Source organism: Streptomyces sp. cg40 (genome assembly GCF_050320165.1).
GTDB lineage: Bacteria > Actinomycetota > Actinomycetes > Streptomycetales > Streptomycetaceae > Streptomyces > Streptomyces hokutonensis.
In genome coordinates, this window is record NZ_CP190128.1 from 3,411,422 (window position 1) to 3,431,245 (window position 19,824).

The window sequence follows — 19,824 nt, forward strand, 5'->3', positions numbered from 1 at the left end:
CTACGGCTCTTCCTTGAAGAGGCGCGTGACGCCCGCGATGCGGTACGCGTCCGCCTCCTCCAGCGTCTCGTTCTCCAGGAGTGCCTCGGCGAGCGAGTCCAACTGGCCGCGGTGGTCGCGGAGTTTGCGGCAGGCCTCGTCGTAGCACTCGTCCACGATGCGGCGCATCTCGTCGTCGATCACGTCCAGGGTCTGCGGTGCGGCGGCGAGGCCGTAGGCCTGCTGGGCGTCGTTCGGGAGGGCGGAGAGGCGGCCGACGCGCTCGCTCATGCCCCAGCGGGCGACCATCCCGCGCGCGATGTTGGTGACCTGTTCGAGGTCGCTCTCCGCGCCGGTGGTGATCACCCCGTAGACGACCTGTTCCGCCGCCATGCCGCCGAGGGCGCCGATGATCCGGCCGCGCAGGTACTCCTCGGTGTACGCGTACTTGTCCGAATCCGGCGTCGACAGCGTGACGCCGAGTGCCCTCCCGCGCGGGACGATGGTGATCTTGCGGACCGGGTCGGCGCCGGGCTGGAGCATGCCGAGGAGGGCGTGGCCGCTCTCGTGGTAGGCGGTGCGCCGGCGCTCCTCCTCGGGCATCACCAGCGGGCGTTCGGCGCCCAGTTGGACCTTCTCCAGGGCTTCCGAGAGGTCGGACTGGGTGACTTCGCTCTGCTTGCGCTTGACGGCGAGGAGGGCGGCCTCGTTGGCGAGGTTGGCGAGTTCGGCGCCGGTCATGCCCGGGGTCGTACGGGCGACCTGGGCGAGGTTCACGTCCTTCGCGAGCGGGATCTCGCGGGTGTGGATCTCCAGGATCGCCTCGCGTCCGCCCCGGTCGGGCGGCGAGACCACGACGACCCGGTCGAAGCGGCCGGGGCGGGTGAGGGCCGGGTCGAGGACGTCGGCGCGGTTGGTGGCCGCGATGACGATGACGCCCTCGGAGCCGGAGAAGCCGTCCATCTCGGTGAGGATCTGGTTCAGGGTCTGCTCGCGCTCGTCGTGACCGCCCATACCCGAACCGCCGCCCCGCGCGCGGCCGATGGTGTCGATCTCGTCGATGAAGATGATCGACGGGGCCACCTTGCGGGCCTCCGCGAAGAGTTCACGCACGCGCGAGGCACCGACACCGACGATCATCTCGATGAACTCGGAGGCCGAGGCCGAGAAGAACGGCACCCCCGCCTCCCCCGCGACCGCCCGCGCGAGCAGCGTCTTGCCGGTGCCGGGCGGGCCCGCGAGCAGCACGCCCCGCGGCATCTTGGCGCCCATCTTCCGGTAGGCGTCGGGGTTCTTGAGGAAGTCGACGACGTCGTTCAGCTCGCCCTCGACCTCGTCGATGCCGGCCACGTCCTCGAAGGTCGTGCGCTGCTTGCCCGGCTCCAGCTCGACCGGCTTCGGCGGGGCCTTGCGGCCGAGCATGCCGCCCGCGCCGCCGAGCCCCGAGCTCATCCGCCGCGCGATGAAGATCCACAGGAAGACCAGGAGCAGCATCGGGGCCAGCGAGATCAGGAGATTGGCCAGAAAACTACGGTGTTGTACGACCGGTTCCGCCGTGACCGTGACGTTGTGCTTGGTCAGGTCCTCCCAGAGCTGGTCGTCCGCGAAGGTCGGCCGCTCGGTGTCGAACTTGGTGTACTTGCCGCCGCCGTCCGGGTTGTCCTGGCCCTTCTTGAGCTGGCCCTGGATCGCGTTGCCCTTGGCGTAGATCTTGGTGACGTTGCCCGCGTCGACCTGCTTGCTGAACTCCGTGTACGAGATCGTCGGCTCGTCGCCCTCGTTGAAGAACGACAGGATCAGGTTGGCGATCAGGTACACGACCAGCGCGGTGAGGATCAGGCTCCACCAGCCGCCGCGCATCTTCTTCCCGCCCGGCGACGGCTTCGGAGGCTCGTCCGGGGTGCCCTCCGTACGCCAGGGCTGATCGGGTGACTTGCGCGGCGGCGCGGGGTTGGTCATATCGGGACGTTACGACACGGGCCAACCCTTGGCATGCGCAGGGGGTGAACTCAGGGCATGGACCCTGTGAAGGCTCAGCCCATGAACTTCTTGAACTCGTCCGGGAGCTCGAAGTCCTGGCCGCCCTGCTCGGGCAGTCCGAACGCGTTGCCGCCCTGGGCCGCGCCGGCCTCACGGCGGCGGGCTTCCTCCAGCTCCTGCTGCTTGCGCTTCATCGGGTTGCCGGAACGCTGCTTGCCCTTGGCCTGCTTGGGCTGCTTCTTGGTGCGGCCGGGGCCGCCGCCCATGCCCGGCATCCCCGGCATGCCGGGCATCCCGCCGCCCTGCGCCATGCGGGACATCATCTTGCGGGCCTCGAAGAACCGCTCGACCAGGCCCTTCACGGCACTGACCTCGACGCCGGAGCCCTTGGCGATACGGGCGCGGCGCGAGCCGTTGATGATGGTCGGCTCGGCGCGCTCGGCCGGGGTCATCGACTTGATGATCGCGGCCGTACGGTCGACGTCCCGCTCGTCCAGGTTGTTGATCTGGTCCTTGATCTGGCCCATGCCGGGAAGCATGCCGAGCAGCTTGCTGATGCTGCCCATCTTCCTGACCTGTTCCATCTGGGACAGGAAGTCGTCGAGGGTGAAGTCCTGGCCCTTCTTGGACGCCAGCTTCGAGGCCATCTTCTCGGCCTCTTCTTGGCTGAACGTCTTCTCCGCCTGCTCGATCAGGGTGAGCAGGTCACCCATGTCGAGGATGCGGGAGGCCATCCGGTCCGGGTGGAAGGCGTCGAAGTCGTCGAGCTTCTCGCCGTTCGACGCGAACATGATCGGCTTGCCGGTGACCGAGGCGATCGACAGGGCCGCACCACCGCGGGCGTCGCCGTCGAGCTTGGAGAGCACCACGCCGTCGAAGCCGACGCCGTCGCGGAAGGACTCGGCGGTGTTGACCGCGTCCTGACCGATCATCGCGTCGACGACGAACAGGATCTCGTCCGGGCCGACCGCGTCGCGGATGTCCGCGGCCTGCTGCATCAGTTCCTGGTCGATGCCCAGGCGGCCGGCGGTGTCCACGATCACGATGTCGTGGACCTTGGACTTGGCGAACTCGATGGAGTCCTTGGCGACCTTGACCGGGTCACCGACGCCGTTGCCCGGCTCGGGCGCGTAGACCGCGACACCGGCGCGCTCGGCGACGACGCTCAGCTGGTTCACCGCGTTCGGGCGCTGGAGGTCGGCGGCGACGAGCAGCGGCGAGTGCCCCTGGTCCTTCAGCCACTTGCCGAGCTTGCCCGCGAGGGTCGTCTTACCGGCACCCTGGAGACCGGCCAGCATGATCACGGTCGGCGGGTTCTTGGCGAACCGCAGCCGCCGGGTCTCGCCGCCGAGGATCGTCACGAGTTCCTCGTTGACGATCTTCAGCACCTGCTGGGCCGGGTTCAGCGCCTTGTTGACATCGGCGCCGAGGGCACGCTCCTTGACGTTCTTGATGAACGTACGGACGACGGGCAGCGCAACGTCCGCTTCGAGCAGCGCGATCCGGATCTCACGCGCGGTGGCGTCGATGTCCGCCTCGGAGAGCCGTCCCTTGCCGCGCAGGTTCTTGAAAGTGGCTGAGAGGCGATCAGAGAGAGTATCGAACACGGCGCTCGCGGTCCTCGGGGTCGGTGGCTATTGGGGAATCGCCCTCCAGGGTATCCCGGTCGCACAAGACCGGGTCACGGGTCAGCCGCGCAGCGTCTCCTCCAGTTTGCGCGCGACCGCTGTCGCCTCCGCCGCCGGCAGGGGCGTGCCCTCCGCGCCGGTGACGTAGAACGCGTCCACCGCGTTCGAGCCCAGCGTGCTGACGTGCATGCTCCGGACCCGGACCTTCGCCTCGTCCAGTGCCCGGCCGATCCGGTGCAGCAGCCCGGGTGCGTCGTGTGCGCGCACCTCGATGACGGTGGCGTGCCGGGAGGCCGCCGGGGCGACCGTCACGCGGGCGGCCGGTGCCACGACGCCCCGGCGGCGCGGGTAGGCCGCGTCCCGTTCCGCCAAGCGGCCCGCGATGTCCAGCGACCCGTCCAGGGCCCGTACGAGATCCGCGCGCAGCCGGGCCGCCTGGGGCAGGGAGCCGTACTCGGCGGCGACCCGCCAGTTCAGCAGCAGCACCGAGCCCTCCACGCCGTCCGGCAGGTCCAGGGCGCGCAACTCCGCCGTGCGAACCGTCAGGCGGTGCATCGCGAGGACACCCGCCACCGCGGGGAGTACCCCCGGCTGGTCCGGTACGGCGATCAGGAGCTCCACGCCGAGCGGTTCGGGGTCGCCCGAGGGCTCGTCCTCGGACGGGGGTTCGGTCTGCGCGCGGAGTGCGAGGACCGGGCCGCCCGTCGCCACCGCCTCGATCGCCAGGCGTTCCTGTTCCGCCGTGGCCGCGCCCGCCTCGGGCTCCTCGGGGGCGTCCCCGGAGAGGACCGCGGCGACCCGCTTCACCAGGTCGGTGACGAGGGAGGAGCGCCAGGACGACCAGGCGGCCGGGCCGGTGGCCAGCGCGTCCGCTTCCGTCAGCGCGTGCAGCAGCTCCAGCGTGCCCGTCGTACCGACCGCCTCGGCGACCGAGCGGACCGTCGCCGGGTCCTCCAGGTCGCGCCGGGTGGCCGTGTCGATGAGGAGCAGGTGATGGCGTACGAGCGTGGCGAGTACGGCGACGTCCGCGCGGTCGAAGCCGATGCGGGCGGCCACGTCCTTGGCGATGATCTCGCCGGCCACGGAGTGGTCGCCGGGCCAGCCCTTGCCGATGTCGTGCAGCAGCGCGGCGACCAGCAGGAGGTCGGGGCGGCTGACGCGGCGGGCGAACTCCGAGGCGCGGACGGCGGTTTCGATGAGGTGCCGGTCGACGGTCCAGATGTGCACGGCGTTGCGCTGCGGCCGGCAGCGCACCCGCTCCCAGTCCGGGAGGAGCCGCGTGATCAGGCCCTCCGCCTCCAGCGCCTCCCACACGTCCACCGTCGGCTGACCGGAACCGAGCAGCGTCACGAGCTGTTCGCGCGCCTCGGCGGGCCAGGGCGTGGGCAGCGGGCGCGCGGTGGTCGCCATGCGCCGTACGGCGTGCAGCGAGAGCGGGAGTCCGGCCTGCGCGGCGGCAGCGGCGGCGCGCAGCGGGAGGACGGGGTCGCGTTCGGGGCGGGCGGCGCGGGCGAGCACCACCTCGCCGTCCTGCTCGACCACGCCTTCCGCCAACGGCGAGCGCTCGGCGGTCGGCTTGGCGCCCCCGCCGAGCATGGCGCGCAGCCTCGGCCGCACAGCCCGCGACCGCAGCACGCGCCCCACTTCGCGCCAGGTGACGTCACTGGCGTACGACACGACGCGCGCCGCCTCGTAGACCTGGCGCAGCAGGGTGTCCGCGTCGAGGAGGCCCAGCTCGGCGGCGACCTGGTCCTGCTCCTGGAGTGCGAGCCGGTCGGTGGCGCGGCCGGTGGTGAGGTGCAGGGCGTCGCGTACGTCGAGGAGGCGGCGGCGGGCGTCGGCGAGGCCCTCGCGCGGGGCGTCGGCGAGCCAGGAGGCCGCTACGGCGCGCAGCGCGGTGGCGTCGCGGAGGCCGCCGCGGGCCTCCTTGAGGTCGGGTTCGAGGAGGTACTGCAACTCGCCCTGGCGCTCGGCGCGTTCGGCGCAGAGTTCCTGGAGTTCGGGGAGGCGTTTGGGCGCCTGGTTGCGCCAGTCGGCGAGGACGGCCGTGCGCAGGGAGGCGGTCAGGCCGAGGTCGCCGGCGATGTGGCGGGCGTCGAGGAGGCCGAGCTGGACCTTGAGGTCCTCGCCCGCGGTCTTGCGGGCCTCGGCCGGAGTGCGGACCGAGTGGTCCAGGGCGAGGCCGAGGTCCCAGACGGGGTACCAGATGCGGTCGGCGAGCGCGGCCACCGCGCCGGAGTCCGAGCCGTCGTGCAGGAGGAGCAGGTCGAGGTCGCTGCGCGGGGAGAGTTCACCGCGGCCGTAGCCGCCGACGGCGACCAGGGAGACGCCCTTGAGTGCTTCGTTGCCGGCGGCGAAGAGGCCGGTCAGCCAGTCGTCGGTCAGTTCGGCGAGGGCGGCACGGCGCGGCGGCCCGGACCGCGCCCCCTCAGTGAGGAGGCGCAGCCGGGCCGCCGCGTAGCCGCTGGGTCCGGAGTCCTCTGCATCCTTGCGCACGTCCGTACTCGTCACCCAGCGACTCCTGTTCGTTTCTTTTTAGAGCGCGTCCGGTCCGCGCTCGCCGGTCCTGACCCGGACGGCCGTCTCGACCGGGAGGGACCAGACCTTGCCGTCACCGATCTTGCCGGTGCGGGCGGCCTTGACGATGACGTCGATCAGCTGCTCGGCGTCGTCGTCCTCGGCCAGCACCTCGATGCGGATCTTGGGGACCAGGTCGACCGTGTACTCGGCGCCCCGGTAGACCTCGGTGTGTCCCCGCTGACGACCGTAGCCGCTCGCCTCGGTGACCGTCAGACCGTGGACCCCGAAGGCCTGGAGGGCTTCCTTGATCTCGTCGAGCCGGTGGGGCTTCACGACGGCGGTGATGAGCTTCATGCGTCCACCTTCTTCGTCTCCGTGGCAGCGGTGAGGGTGCCGCCGCTGAGGCCGCCGCCGGCGCCGCTGAAGTCGTATGCGGTCTCGGCGTGCTCGGCCTGGTCGATGCCGGAGATCTCCTCGTCCTCGGTGACCCGCATGCCGATGGTCTTGTCGAGGAGGAAGGCGAGGACCGCGGAGGCCACCAGGGAGTAGCCCAGGACCGCGCCGACACCGGCGAACTGCTTCCACAGCTGGGTGAAGGAGTGGTCGCCGTAGAAGACGCCGGTCGCGGCGGACTGGCCCTTGCCGGTGGCGAAGAAGCCGATCAGCAGGGAGCCGAGGATACCGCCGACCATGTGGACGCCGACGACGTCGAGGGAGTCGTCGAAGCCGAACTTGTACTTGAGGCCGACGGCCGCGGCACAGCCGACACCGGCGATGGCACCGACCGCGATCGCGCCGAGCGGGGAGATCGCACCGCCCGAGGGGGTGATGGCGACCAGACCGGCGACGGCACCCGAGGCCGCGCCCAGCGTGGTGAACGCGCCGTGGCGGATCTTCTCGTAGGCGAGCCAGGCGAGCATGGCGGCGGCGGTGGCGACCTGGGTGTTGACGAACATCAGCGCGCCGACGCCGTCGTCGTTGCCGAGCCACGAACCGGCGTTGAAGCCGAACCAGCCGAACCACAGGAGACCGGCGCCGAGCATGACCAGCGGAAGGCTGTGCGGACGCATGGGGTCACGCTTGAAGCCGACGCGCTTGCCGATGACCAGGATGACGCCGAGGGCGCCGGCACCGGCGTTGATGTGGACCGCGGTACCACCGGCGAAGTCGATCACGCCGAGCTTGAAGGCCCAGCCGTCGGCGCCCCACACCCAGTGGGCGACCGGGACGTAGACGACGGTCAGCCAAAGGGCGACGAAGAGGCACCAGGCCGAGAACTTCACGCGGTCGGCGATGGCACCGCTTATCAGGGCCGGGGTGATGACCGCGAACATCATCTGGAAGACCATGAAGACGAAGATCGGGATGGTGTAGCCGGGCCAGAGGTCCGTCAGTCCGACGTCGCTCATGCCGAGCCAGTGCGAGTCGTAGCCGATGAAGCCGTTACTCGAACCGAAGGCGAGCGAGAAGCCGTAGAGGACCCACAGGATGGTGACGATCCCGATGCTGATGAAGCTCATCATCAGCATGTTCAGGGTGCTCTTGACGCGGACCATGCCGCCGTAGAAGAAGGCGAGTCCCGGTGTCATGAGCAACACCAGGGCGGAACAGATGAGCATGAAGCCTGTGTTCGCGGAGGACAGTTTGGGTGCCTCCGCGGCAAGCGTGATGGCGGCTGATGCCATCGGCGTCTCCTCGTCGGTTGTACGGCCCCGTGCGGGCGAAGCCTGGATGCGGTCCGGTCAAGGCGGGGGGTCCGGTTATGCGCCATGAGATTGGCGCAGCGCGGTTTCGGTCGAAGCCCCACGTTGTTTCGCCGGGGTGACGAAGGCGCCGCGCGTGTTACGCGTCGATGAACTGCCGGATCTCCGGTCGGGCGATCGTTATCGTCGCGCAACCTTCCCCGGCGGCGGGAAACCGGCCGCGGCCGGAGTTGTGGCGGCCCGGCGCGGGGGCGCCGGGGCATGGGGTCCGGGCCCCTTCGGCCCTCTCCCGCGGCCCGGTCGGGTGCCTCCCGGCGGGGTCGGCGATTCCGGTCGGAGTCCGGGCACCGCGCACCGCCGCGCGGACGGTCTTTCGAATACGAGTCAGGAAGGGCCGGACGGTCCTGTGACCACCGGCCCGCACCGCCGTACCGGCCGCCGCCCGATCCGCGGACGCACATGAAACCGGCCGCGGTCGGCCTTCCGATGACCTGGCATGGGGGAGCCGAGTCGGGCGGTTCGGGAAGGCCGGCCGCGGCCGGGGCCTGGGGGGCTCAGACCGCCTCGGCGGTCTCGGGGAGCTCTATGGCGAGCCGGTCGGTGAGGTCGATGACCTCGGCCAGTTCGCCGAAGTCGCGGACCGCCGTGTCGATGGTCTTTCGGATACGAGTGTTCACGCGCTCGGAGCGCACCTTCTTGGCGACGGTCATCGCCTCGGCCGCGAGCACCGCGCCCTGCTCCGGCTCCCGCTGCAACAGGTGCACGGTGGCCATGCCGATGAGATTGAGCGCGTACGACCGCTTGTGGTCGTCGTCCTTGGCGAAGAGGTCCACCGCCCGCTGCATGACCGGCTCGGCCAGCGAGGCGTAGGCGGGGCTGCGGCCGGCGACGTAGGCGAGGTCGCGATAGGAGTGCGAGTTCTCGCCGTACAGCTCTGCCTCGGAGAAGAAACGGATCCAGTCCGGGTCCGGGTCGTCCCACTCGTGCACGTCGGCGAAGGTGTCCTCGGCCATCCGGACGGCCCGCTTGCACTTCCCGGGCTGCCCCATGTTCGCGTAGGCGCGGGCCTCCATCGCATACAGCATCGACTGGGTCCGCGGGCTCGCGCAGTCCCGGCTGCCGTACTGCGCGAGGTGGATCAGCTCCAGCGCGTCGTCGGGCCGGCCGAGGTGGATCATCTGACGGCTCATGCTGGACAGCACGTACGACCCGAGCGGCTTGTCGCCCGCCTCCTTCGCCGCGTGCAGGGCGAGGACGAAGTACTTCTGCGCGGTGGGCTGGAGCCCCACGTCGTACGACATCCACCCGGCCAGCTCGGCGAGTTCGGCGGCGACCTTGAACAACTTGCGGTTGGTGGCGTCGGGTTGGGGCTCCTGGAGGAGGTCTGTCACCTCGTGCAGCTGTCCCACGACCGCCTTGCGGCGCAGGCCGCCGCCGCACTGGGCGTCCCACTTGCGGAACATCGCCGTGGTGGACTCAAGGAGCTCCAACTCCGGCCTGGAGAGCCGCCCGACGTGCCGGGAGGACCCGGCGGGCTCGGGCTCCGGCGGGAGGGCCGAGGGGCCGGGGACCAGCCAGCGCTGCATGGGCTCGATGAGGGACGGCCCCGCGGACAGGGCCAGCGAGGTTCCGAGGAAGCCGCGCCGCGCCAGCATCAGGTCGCTGCGCGAGAACTCGCTGAGCAGGGCCACCGTCTGCGGGGCCGTCCAGGGCAGGTCGACGCCGGACACGGACGGTGCCTGGCGGGCGGCGCGCAGACCCAGGTCCTCGACCGAGACGACACAGCCGAAGCGCTCGGAGAACAGCTCCGAGAGGATCCTCGGGATCGGCTCGCGCGGGTTCTCGCCGTCCAGCCAGCGGCGCACGCGGGAGGTGTCCGTGGAGATGTGGTTGGCGCCCAACTGGCGCGCCCGGCGGTTCACTTGGCGTGCCAGCTCGCCCTTGGACCAGCCACTGCGCACGAACCACGAGCCGAGCAGCTCATTGGGGCGCTTGTCCGTACTGGCCGCGGTCGTCCCGCTTCCGCCGTTGCCGCCCACTGGAACGCCCCCATCCCTGGAACCACTTGTCGCCGCTGTGCGCCAAGCCCTATCAGAATGCCGGTAAATACGGCTTCCCGTCCCGCACTTGTCACCCTTCGAACGAGATGACGAGTTGCCTCCGGCATACCCACGAGTGCATGTGCCCCGAGGGCTTGTGCACACAAAGTAATCCTACGATCACCCGTCCAGCCACGGCGATCCCGGAAACGCCACCATTCGCCACCCCTTCGAATGAACCTACGGTTGCCCGCGCACGATTCACTTGACATAGGACGGCCGGAGGTGGGCGCAGCGGTGCACGCAGGGGCGCGTGCCGCCAAGCACACCACCCGGGATGCTCCTGGGCGCCGCCTGGACCCAGCGGCACCGGGTAGGCGTGGACGCAGAGTGACGATCCGCATCCGTCTCGTAACCACCGGTGCGTTGGACCCGTTGGAGGGGGCATGGGCTTCACGATCGGCAGCAGCCGGGGTATCCGCGACATCCGGTCCGGCACGCGCCGCCGCGGCCGCACCTCGGAGTGCACGGCCGTGGCCGAGTTCACCGGGCTGTGGGGCTGGGACGTGGTCGCGGGCGCACGGGCCGCGGGCGGCGCGTGCTCCTGCGGCGACACCAAGTGCCCCGCGCCGGGCGCGCATCCGCTGGCCTTCGCCCCCGAGGTACGGGCCGGCGCGACCCTCGACGAAGTCACCGAGACCTGGGCCGAGTTGCCGGGCGCGTCGGTGATGCTGCCGGTGGGCCGCGCCTTCGACGTCATCGAGGTGGCCGAGCCCGCGGGCCGCCGCGCCCTGGCCCGCCTGGAGCGCATGGGCCTCCCCCTGGGCCCGGTGGCGGCGACCCCGGACCACCGCGCCCACTTCTTCGTCGCCCCCGGCGCAGCAGCCGAACTCCCCTCCCTCCTCTACCGCATGGGCTGGGACGACCCCACCTCCCTCGACCTGCGCGGCCTAGGCCCCGGCACCCACATCACGGCTCCCCCTTCCGACCGAGGCGGCCTGGGCCCGGTCCGCTGGCTGCGCTCCCCCGCGTTGGACTCCGCTACGAGGCCCCCGGCGGCACGCTTGCTGCTGGGCACGCTGGCGTACGTGGCACACAGATCGCGCGCATAGGTCGTAGAACGACGAAGTGCCCGTCCCTAACGGTGAGTTGAGGGACGGGCACTTCTCGGAACGGGCTCACTGCAACGCGCCCGATAGGGGCGCGGGGAACTGCGCGACCAGCCCCCACCGACCCGCAGCAAACAAACAGCCGATCAGTCCCCGATAAGGGCATCGACAAACGCCTCCGGCTCAAAGGGCGCCAGATCATCCGCCCCCTCACCCAGCCCGATCAGCTTGACCGGCACCCCCAGCTCCCGCTGCACGGCGACAACGATCCCGCCCTTCGCCGTACCGTCCAGCTTCGTCAGCACAATGCCCGTGATGTCCACGACCTCGGCAAAGACCCGCGCCTGCACCAGCCCGTTCTGCCCAGTGGTCGCATCAAGAACGAGCAGCACCTCGTCGAGCGGCGCATGCTTCTCCACGACCCGCTTGACCTTGCCGAGCTCGTCCATGAGCCCGGTCTTCGTGTGCAACCGCCCGGCCGTGTCGATGAGGACGACGTCGACCCCCATCTCCTTGCCCTCCTTCACCGCGTCGAACGCGACGGAGGCGGGGTCACCGGCCTCGGGCCCGCGCACGGTGTGGGCCCCGACCCGCTCACCCCAGGTCTGGAGCTGATCCGCGGCGGCGGCCCGGAACGTGTCGGCGGCACCGAGCACGACGGTACGGCCGTCGGCCACGAGCACCCGGGCGAGCTTGCCCGTGGTCGTGGTCTTGCCGGTGCCGTTGACCCCGACGACCATCACGATCCCGGGCTTGCGGTCCTCGGGCTCGGTCTTCACGGTCCGGTCGACATCGGTGCCGACCAGCTTGAGCAGTTCCTCGCGGAGCAGCGCGCGCAGCTCCTGCGGGGTCCGGGTGCCGAGCACCTTCACCCGCTCGCGCAGCGCGTCGACGAGTTCCTGGGTGGGCGCGACGCCGACGTCGGCGGTGAGGAGGGTGTCCTCGATCTCCTCCCACGTGTCCTCGTCGAGGTGCTCGCGGGACAGCAGCGTGAGCAGCCCCTGGCCGAGCGCGCTCTGCGAGCGGGAGAGCCGGGCGCGCAGCCGGACGAGGCGTCCGGCGGTCGGCTCGGGGACCTCCAGTACGGGGGGTTCCTCGACGGCGACCGGGGCCGAGCCGTCGGGGAGGTCCACCTCCTCTATGGTCCGGCGCGCTTCGTCGCGCGGCGTCTCGGCCTCGTCGCCGATGTGCGGCTCGGCCGGCGGGGCGGTGATGTCGGGCACGGAGGTGGGCGGCGGGGGCAGCGGCTTCTTGCGCCGGCTGCCGACGACGAGCCCGCCGAGCGCACCGAGCACGACCACGGCGATGACTACAGCAAGGATGACGGTTTCCATAACCCACCCAGTATCAGCCATGGGCCTGGCCGGGGCCCAGCGCGGGCGCGCGGCCGGGTGGTCGCCGTCGGTGTCGCCGTCATCCGCGCCGGCCCCGAACCGCCGCAGTCATGCCCATGGCTATCTGACATACCGTCAGCTAACGTCCCCCACCACACACGGAAGGGGGACCTCCCATGCCCGTCTCGGTCGTCCGCTTCAACCTCGTCGAACCCGGCGCCACCCCCGCCTCGCTGAGCGCCCGCTACCGGGCCGCCCTGGAGATGACTGCGTACGCCGACGAGCACGGGATCACCACCGTGCAGACGGAGGAGCACCACGGTGTCGCCAACAACTGGATGCCGTCGCCGTTCGCCTTCGCGGGCGCGGTCTTCGGCGCGACCCGGCACATCGCGGTGACCGTCTCCGCGGTCATCGGCCCGCTGCACGACCCGCTCCGGCTGGCCGAAGACATCGCTGTACTGGACCTGTTGAGCGGCGGCCGGCTGGTGACCGTGGCCGGGATCGGCTACCGCCCGGAGGAATACGCCCAGTTCGACGTGGAGTGGAAGCAACGCGGCAGGCTCCAGGACGAGTTGCTGGAGACGGTCCTGAAGGCGTGGTCCGGCGAGGAGTTCGAGTACCGGGGCCGTACGGTACGGGTCACCCCGCGCCCCTTCTCCGATCCGCACCCCCTGCTGCTGGTCGGCGGCTCCTCCAAGGCCGCCGCGCGCCGGGCCGCCCGGCTGGGGCTGCCCTTCTTCCCGAGCGCGCATCTGCCCGACCTGGAGGCGTACTACAAGGACCGGCTCGTGGAGTACGGCACCGAGGGCTGGACGATGATGCCGGGCGCGGAGACCCCGCTGCTGCACATCGCCGAGGACCCGGACCGGGCCTGGGCCGAGTACGGCGCGCACTTCCTGCACGAGGCGCGGACCTACGCCTCCTGGCAGTCCGGGGAGATCCGCTCGGCGGTGAAGTCGGGGGCCACGAATGTGGCCGAGCTGCGGGCGGAGGGCGTGTACCGGATCCTCACGCCGGACCAGTGCGTGGCGCTGGGCCTCGACAATCTCGTACTGCATCCGCTGGCGGGCGGGATGCCGGTCGAGGAGGGATGGCGCAGCCTGCGGCTGTTCGCGGAGCGGGTGCTGCCGGTGCTCGGGGAGTGAGCGGGGAGTGACTCTTACCCGTAACCGGTGGACCGGCCGGTCCACCGGTGGTCCACTGCGGTCATGACCTTGGCAGTGGATGTGTTCCTGCGTGACGCGGACGGCCGGTGGAACGTGCTCGACGTTCCGGAGGGGTGCAACGACTCGGCCGGCTTCGAGAACTGGCGGGAGACCGTGTGGGGTTCGCCGGCCGTACGGTCGCTCGGTGCCACGTATCTGCCCGTGCTGGCCTCCAGCGACCTGTACGTCGAGGCCGCGGACGTACCGGAGTTCCTGCGCGAGGTCACGCTGCTGCGGGAGCATCTCGAAGCCGTCGCCGCGGCCGTGGGAGAGGCTCCCGACCTGGTCGGAAGCCGGCTGGACAACATCGAGTCGGCCGCCCTGCGCGCGCGGGAGATCGGCGGCGGCGTCCTCATCTGGTGAGCTCACCGACGTAGGACGGAAGGGGTTTCGGGGAGACGGGCGGCGGGGGATGGAGCCCGTCTCCCCGAGTTCAGGGGGAGGGCCTGGGGTCAGCCCATGTCCTCCAGCTTCTTGCCCTTCGTCTCCTTCACGAACTTCAGGACGAACGGGATGGAGAGCGCGGCGAAGACCGTGTAGATCACATAGGTCGCGGAGAGGTTCCAGTCGGCCAGCGACGGGAAGCTCGCGGTGATGGCCCAGTTGGCGATCCACTGCGCGGAGGCGGCGACACCGAGGGCGGCGGCGCGGATCTTGTTCGGGAACATCTCGCCGAGGAAGACCCAGACCACGACACCCCAGGACAGGGCGAAGAAGAGGACGAAGACGTGGGCGGCGATCAGCGCGGTCCAGCCCTGCGCGGAGGGCAGCTTGCCGTCGACGAGGTCGTAGGAGAAGGCCCAGGCCTCCAGCGCGAGACCGACGACCATGCCGACCGAGCCGATGAGGGCCAGCGGCTTGCGGCCGATGCGGTCCACGAAGATCATGGCGATCACGGTGCCGATGATGTTCACGATCGACGTCGTGAAGGAGTAGAAGAACGACTCCGTGGGGTCGACGCCGACCGACTGCCACAGCGTCGAGGAGTAGTAGAACGCGACGTTGATGCCGACGAGCTGCTGGAAGGCCGAGAGGCCGATGCCGACCCAGACGATCGGCTTGAAGTAGAAGCCGCCACCGCCGAGCAGGTCCTTGAACGTCGACTTGTGCTCGCTCTTCATCGCGTGCTCGATCTCGGCGACGCGGGCGTCCAGGTCGATGTCGTCGCCCTCGACCTCACGCAGCACCGCGTGGGCGCGGTCCAGCTTGCCCGCGGAGATCAGGAAGCGCGGGGACTCGGGGATCGCGAAGGAGAGCAGGCCGTAGAGGACGGCCGGGACCACCATGACGCCGAGCATGACCTGCCAGGCCTCCAGGCCCATGAGCTGGCCGCGCTGGTCGCCGTCGGCCGCGTTCAGCAGACCCCAGTTGACCAGCTGCGAGATCGCGATGCCGATGACGATCGCGGCCTGCTGGAAGGAGCCGAGCCGGCCGCGGTAGGCGGGCGGGGAGACCTCGGCGATGTAGGCGGGGCCGATGACGGAGGCCATGCCGATGGCGAAGCCGCCGATGATCCGCCAGAAGGCGAGGTCCCAGAGCGCGAAGGGCAGCGCGGAGCCGACGGCGGAGATGGTGAACAGCACGGCGGAGATCTGCATGCAGCGGATACGGCCGATGCGGTCGGCGATCCGGCCGGCGGTCGCCGCGCCGATGGCACAGCCGATCAGGGCGATCGCGATGACCTGGGCGAGGGCCGCGGAGCCGATGTCGTAGCGGCTGCGGATCGCCTCGACCGCGCCGTTGATCACGGAGCTGTCGTAGCCGAAGAGGAAGCCGCCCATCGCGGCCGCCGCCGCGATGAAGATGACGTGCCCGAGATGCTCGGGATGAGCCGCCGGGGCTCCTGACTTGGACGCCTGCGTTGTGCCGGTCACGTGTACTCCTCGGGCCACCGGCAACGCTGCCGGGTGGGGGGCGACCCTTCCAGTGGCGCATAGCTCGTGGCCGATCACCACTCGAAGGTACTTGTAACGCACACGAGACTATGCCTTCAAGTTATGAATTCAAAATGATCCAGAAACCGGCTAAAGCTTGAAGAGTTGAAGCTTGGTTAGCGAAGCCGCTGCGAGATCACCTTGGACACCCCGTCGCCCTGCATGGAGACGCCGTACAGCGCGTCGGCGACCTCCATCGTGCGCTTCTGGTGGGTGATCACGATCAGCTGCGAGGCCTCCTGGAGCTCCTGCATGATCCGGATCAGCCGCTGGAGGTTGGTGTCGTCGAGCGCCGCCTCGACCTCGTCCATCACGTAGAACGGGCTGGGCCGCGCCTTGAAGATCGACACCAGCAGCGCCACGGCGGTCAGAGACCGCTCGCCGCCGGAGAGCAGGGAGAGCCGCTTGACCTTCTTGCCGGGCGGCCGGGCCTCCACGTCCACACCGGTGGTGAGCATGTTGTCGGGATCGGTCAGGATCAGCCGTCCCTCACCACCGGGGAACAGCCTGCTGAACACACCCTCGAACTGGATCGCCGTGTCCCGGTACGCCTCGGTGAAGACCTGCTCGACGCGCTCGTCGACCTCCTTCACCACTTGAAGGAGGTCGGCGCGGGTCTTCTTCAGATCCTCCAGCTGCTCACTGAGGAACTTGTGCCGCTCCTCCAGCGCCGCGAACTCCTCCAGCGCCAGGGGGTTGACCTTCCCCAGCTGCTGGTACGCCCGCTCGGCCGACTTCAGCCGCTTCTCCTGCTCCGCACGGTGGAACGTACGGGGCTGGTTGCGCGGGTCCTCGGGATCCTCCGGCAGCACCTCTCCCTCGGCGGCGAGCGAGGGCGGCACGAGCTGATGCGGCCCGTACTCCTCGATCAGCCCCGCCGGCTCCACCCCCAGCTCCTCCAGCGCCTTGGTCTCCAGCTGCTCGATCCGCATCCGCTTCTCGGCACCGAGCACCTCACCGCGGTGCACCGAGTCGGTCAGCTTGTCGAGCTCGCCCTTGAGGTCACGTCCCTGGTTGCGGGCGGCGGTCAACTCCTGCTCCCGCCGGGCCTTGGCGGCATCGGCGGCGGTCCGCTCCTCGTCTGCGCGGCGCAATGACACCTCGACGTGCGCGAGCAGTTGCCGCGCCCCGAAGGCAACGGCCTCCGCGACGGCGGCCTCGTGCCGCAACCGCGCGAGCCGCTGCTCCGCCCGCGCGCGTGCGTCGCGCTCCGCTCGGGCGGCACGGTCCAGGGAGTCGGCGCGGCCGGCGAGGCCTTTGACCCGCTCTTCGTGCGTACGGACCTGGAGGCGGGCCTCCATCTCGGTCTGGCGAGCATTGGCGCCATCGGCGGCGAGGCGGTCCCGGATGGAGGTGTCGGGCTCCTCCTCTACCGGCATCTCCTCGGCGACGGCCAGTCGTTCGGCGAGTACTTCTGCCTCTTCTACGGCCCTGTCGAGCGCGTCCTGCGCCCGTGCGGCGGCAGCGGCGGAACGTTCAGCCTCGCCTGCGGCCCCACGCGCCTGCCCGGCCAGCCGTCCCAACTGCTGTGCCACGGCCGACTTCTCGCGTTCTGCCGCCCGGCGGCGGTCCGCCAACTCCTCGACCAGCGCGGCGCATTCCTTGCGGCGCTCGGTCGCGGACTGCTGGGCAGCGGTCAACTCCTCGCAGCGGACGGCGAGTTCTTCGAGTTCGGCGGCGGCTTCGTCTACGGAAGCCTGTACTTCGAGGAGGCTGGGGGCGCCGGCGGAGCCGCCGTGGGCGAAGTGGGCGCCGAGGAGGTCGCCTTCGGCCGTCACCGCGGTCAACTCGGGGTGCGTGTATACGAGTTGTTCGGCGGCTTCGAGGGTGTCCACTACGACGATGTCGTGGAGGAGGCGGCGGATCGCGGGCATGAGGTCGTTAGGGGCGCGTACCAGGTCTGCCGCGAATTGTCGTTGGGCGTCTGCGGGTTCGTCGTGGCTGGTCGCGCCGTTCCCCGCGCCCCTTTGGGGCGCCTCAGTGGGCGGAGTTGAATCTGCGGCCAGTAGCAGGGCCGCCCTGCCCCCGTCCTGCTTGCGCAGCAGGCGGATTGCGTCCGCCGCTGACGCCGGTGTCGTCACCGCGATCGCGTCCGCCGCCGCCCCGAAGGCCGCTGCCAGGGCTACCTCGTGGCCCGGTGTGACCGTCAGCAGTTCCGCCGCCGGGCCCAGCACGCCCGTGAGTCTGTCCCGCGCGCCGAGCAGTATCCCCGTGCCGTCCTTGCGGCGCAGGCCCAGTGCCAGGGCGTCGCGGCGGGCCTGGGTGGCGGCGCGCTGGCGTTCTGCCGCGGTGGCTGCCTCGCGGGCGGCGGACTGGGCTGCTTCAGCCTCCGAGAGTGCGGCCCGGGCCGCCTTGTGCTGCTCGGAGAGTTCCTCGTCGCCCGCGTCGAGGCCGTCGACCTCGGCCTGGAGGGTCTCGTACTCCTCCTGTGCGGCCGATGCCCGTTCCTCGGCCTCGTCGCGGGCGGAGGCGAGGCGGTCGATCTCGGCCTGGGCGGAGGCGGCGCGTGAACGGGCCGCGTTGACCTGGCCGTTGAGCCGGGCGAGGCCTTCGCGGCGGTCGGCGATGGAACGGGCGACGTCCTTCAACCGCCTTTCCTCGGCGGTGAGTTCACGCTCCAGTTCGGAGCGGTGGGCGACCGTGTCCTCCAGGGCGTGTTCGGCCGCCTCCAGGGCCGCTTCGAGCTCGGCCTCCTGCTCGCGGATGCGGGCGGCCTCGCGCTCCATGTCCTCGGGGTCACGGCCGCGCCGTTCCTCGGGGGGCGCCGAAGTCGCGCTCTTCACTCGGGCGTCGGCCAGCGAGATCGTGCCGCGCACCCGCTCGGCCAGCTGGGACAGCTCGTACCAGGTCTGCTGGGCGCGCTGGAGGCGCGGGGTGAGCTGCCGTACCTCGTCCTCCAGGAGGCCTTCGCGCTGGAGGGCCTTGCGCAGCTCCAGTTCGGCGGCTTCCTTGCGTTCCTTGAGCGCGGCCTCGTCGGCGATCTCGGTGTTCAGCGCCTGGCGAAGTCGTACGAGATCGTCGGCGAGCAGGCGCAGGCGTGCGTCCCGGAGGTCCGCCTGGATGACGGCGGCGCGGCGGGCGACCGCGGCCTGGCGGCCCAAGGGCTTGAGCTGGCGGCGGAGTTCGTCCGTGAGGTCCTGCACGCGGGCGAGGTTGGCCTGCATCGCGTCCAGCTTGCGGAGCGCCTTCTCCTTGCGCTTGCGGTGCTTGAGGACGCCGGCCGCCTCCTCGATGAAGGCGCGGCGGCCCATGGGGTCGGCGTGCAGGACGGAGTCGAGCTGGCCCTGGCCGACGATGACGTGCATCTCGCGGCCGATGCCGGAGTCGGAGAGGAGTTCCTGGATATCGAGGAGGCGGCAGGTGTCGCCGTTGATCTGGTACTCGCTGCCACCGTTGCGGAACATGATCCGCGTGATGGTGACCTCGGCGTACTCGATGGGCAGCGCCCCGTCGGAGTTGTCGATGGTCAGGGACACCTCGGCGCGGCCCAGCGGGGGGCGGCCGGTGGTGCCGGCGAAGATGACGTCCTCCATCTTGCCGCCGCGCAGCGACTTGGCGCCCTGTTCGCCCATGACCCAGCTGAGCGCGTCCACCACATTGGACTTGCCCGAGCCGTTCGGACCGACGACGCACGTGATCCCCGGCTCGAACCGGAGCGTGGTCGCCGAGGCGAACGACTTGAACCCCCGCAGGGTCAGGGCCTTGAGGTGCACGCCGCTGGACTCTACCTTCCGCTGCTCGCTCTCTCCATGAACGTCCGGTTCCCCGCGGTTTCGCCCTTGAACGTGCAGGGCACACCAAACGTTAAAGAGGGTGGAGGCTTGCGGGGGAAAGAAAGAAGGGACGCCGAAGCGTCCCTTGCAAACTCTGACAACTTAGCGGTTGATACGGGCCGCCCAACCACTGCTTGTCATGATGCGGTGCAGTGATCAGGTGAGCGCGGGCTCCGCCTGGCGTGCGTCGAGCTCGAGAAGCGAATCGTGAGTTGCGGCAGCCGTCAGCGCGTCGTTCTCTTCCTGGATCCGTACGAGCTCGGATTCCAGGTCCTGGACGCGCTGCTGGAGCCGTCGCATCTCGGCGAGGAGTCGCGGGTCGGAGCCGCCGACGTAACCGAGAAGCGCCTTTGCCATGATGGATGGTCCTCCACACTGAGTGACCGACCGAAGCGGTGTGGGTCGTGAGGGAATCGCACCCGCGATGCTTGACACACTCGAGGGTTGCTCTGCTGTTCTTCCATGCCAAACAGCTAAGGTGCGCGGGGTTTTCAGCGTCTCACCAAAATGTTTGACGGTCAACACGATCACGCCCCGTATTGGCGGGCAACCCGGGGCTGCGCGGCCCTGACCGGGCGGCGCTGCGGCTCCTGCGGGGCCTGACGGGACTGGCGATC

Annotated in this window: 13 protein-coding genes; 3 read left to right on the top strand and 10 right to left on the bottom strand. The window is 70.3% G+C overall.

Annotated elements, in window-relative coordinates; all coding sequences use genetic code 11:
* The 6 genes from ftsH to ACQHII_RS14805 all read right to left on the bottom strand — a co-directional run bounded on the left by ftsH (window position 1) and on the right by ACQHII_RS14805 (window position 9,849).
* Complete coding sequence (gene ftsH / locus ACQHII_RS14780; RefSeq protein WP_427919749.1) at window positions 1-1,938, bottom strand: ATP-dependent zinc metalloprotease FtsH; 1,938 nt, start codon at window positions 1,936-1,938, stop codon at window positions 1-3.
* 74 nt (window positions 1,939-2,012) lie between these two features.
* Complete coding sequence (gene ffh / locus ACQHII_RS14785) at window positions 2,013-3,566, bottom strand: signal recognition particle protein (protein ID WP_427919750.1); 1,554 nt, start codon at window positions 3,564-3,566, stop codon at window positions 2,013-2,015.
* Window positions 3,567-3,647: 81 nt separating this feature from the next.
* Complete coding sequence (locus tag ACQHII_RS14790) at window positions 3,648-6,098, bottom strand: [protein-PII] uridylyltransferase (RefSeq protein ID WP_427919751.1); 2,451 nt, start codon at window positions 6,096-6,098, stop codon at window positions 3,648-3,650.
* Window positions 6,099-6,122: 24 nt separating this feature from the next.
* Window positions 6,123-6,461 (bottom strand): P-II family nitrogen regulator, encoded by a 339-nt coding sequence (locus ACQHII_RS14795; RefSeq protein WP_003997576.1) that lies wholly within the window; start codon window positions 6,459-6,461, stop codon window positions 6,123-6,125.
* Window positions 6,458-7,792: an ammonium transporter gene (locus ACQHII_RS14800; protein WP_427919752.1), complete on the bottom strand. Its 1,335-nt coding sequence runs from the start codon at window positions 7,790-7,792 to the stop codon at window positions 6,458-6,460. The genes ACQHII_RS14795 and ACQHII_RS14800 overlap by 4 nt, the downstream gene beginning before the upstream one ends.
* 572 nt (window positions 7,793-8,364) lie before the next feature.
* Window positions 8,365-9,849, bottom strand: coding sequence for a hypothetical protein (locus ACQHII_RS14805; protein ID WP_427919753.1), 1,485 nt, complete (start codon window positions 9,847-9,849; stop codon window positions 8,365-8,367).
* Window positions 9,850-10,295: 446 nt separating this feature from the next.
* Between ACQHII_RS14805 and ACQHII_RS14810 the strand changes: the two genes are divergently transcribed.
* On the top strand, window positions 10,296-10,961 hold the full coding sequence (locus tag ACQHII_RS14810; RefSeq protein ID WP_427919754.1) for a bifunctional DNA primase/polymerase: 666 nt from the start codon (window positions 10,296-10,298) through the stop codon (window positions 10,959-10,961).
* 143 nt (window positions 10,962-11,104) lie between these two features.
* Here ACQHII_RS14810 and ftsY read toward each other — a convergent pair whose 3' ends face one another.
* Window positions 11,105-12,292, bottom strand: a complete 1,188-nt coding sequence (ftsY, locus tag ACQHII_RS14815; RefSeq protein ID WP_427919755.1) for a signal recognition particle-docking protein FtsY — start codon at window positions 12,290-12,292, stop codon at window positions 11,105-11,107.
* 176 nt (window positions 12,293-12,468) lie between these two features.
* Here ftsY and ACQHII_RS14820 point away from each other — a divergent pair, with 176 nt between their 5' ends.
* Window positions 12,469-13,440 (top strand): LLM class flavin-dependent oxidoreductase, encoded by a 972-nt coding sequence (locus ACQHII_RS14820; RefSeq protein WP_427919756.1) that lies wholly within the window; start codon window positions 12,469-12,471, stop codon window positions 13,438-13,440.
* Between the two features lie 63 nt (window positions 13,441-13,503).
* Window positions 13,504-13,863 (top strand): hypothetical protein, encoded by a 360-nt coding sequence (locus ACQHII_RS14825; RefSeq protein WP_427919757.1) that lies wholly within the window; start codon window positions 13,504-13,506, stop codon window positions 13,861-13,863.
* Between the two features lie 89 nt (window positions 13,864-13,952).
* On the opposite strand, the gene ACQHII_RS14830 is transcribed toward ACQHII_RS14825, so the two are convergent.
* The 3 genes from ACQHII_RS14830 to ACQHII_RS14840 form a co-directional block, all read right to left on the bottom strand.
* On the bottom strand, window positions 13,953-15,374 hold the full coding sequence (locus ACQHII_RS14830; protein WP_427919758.1) for a sugar porter family MFS transporter: 1,422 nt from the start codon (window positions 15,372-15,374) through the stop codon (window positions 13,953-13,955).
* Between the two features lie 176 nt (window positions 15,375-15,550).
* A complete protein-coding gene (smc, locus tag ACQHII_RS14835) occupies window positions 15,551-19,147 on the bottom strand; it encodes a chromosome segregation protein SMC (protein WP_427919759.1) in 3,597 nt (1,198 codons plus the stop codon).
* Between the two features lie 216 nt (window positions 19,148-19,363).
* On the bottom strand, window positions 19,364-19,564 hold the full coding sequence (locus ACQHII_RS14840) for a hypothetical protein (RefSeq protein WP_019068749.1): 201 nt from the start codon (window positions 19,562-19,564) through the stop codon (window positions 19,364-19,366).
* Window positions 19,565-19,824: the final 260 nt, after the last annotated feature.

Coding starts and splice junctions, on each gene's coding strand:
- ftsH (WP_427919749.1), bottom strand. CDS start 1,938: ATGACCAACCCCGCGCCGCCGCGCAAGTCACCCGATCAGCCCTGGCGT.
- ACQHII_RS14825 (WP_427919757.1), top strand. CDS start 13,504: ATGACCTTGGCAGTGGATGTGTTCCTGCGTGACGCGGACGGCCGGTGG.
- ACQHII_RS14840 (WP_019068749.1), bottom strand. CDS start 19,564: ATGGCAAAGGCGCTTCTCGGTTACGTCGGCGGCTCCGACCCGCGACTC.
- ACQHII_RS14800 (WP_427919752.1), bottom strand. CDS start 7,792: ATGGCATCAGCCGCCATCACGCTTGCCGCGGAGGCACCCAAACTGTCC.
- ACQHII_RS14820 (WP_427919756.1), top strand. CDS start 12,469: ATGCCCGTCTCGGTCGTCCGCTTCAACCTCGTCGAACCCGGCGCCACC.
- ACQHII_RS14810 (WP_427919754.1), top strand. CDS start 10,296: ATGGGCTTCACGATCGGCAGCAGCCGGGGTATCCGCGACATCCGGTCC.
- ftsY (WP_427919755.1), bottom strand. CDS start 12,292: ATGGAAACCGTCATCCTTGCTGTAGTCATCGCCGTGGTCGTGCTCGGT.
- ACQHII_RS14795 (WP_003997576.1), bottom strand. CDS start 6,461: ATGAAGCTCATCACCGCCGTCGTGAAGCCCCACCGGCTCGACGAGATC.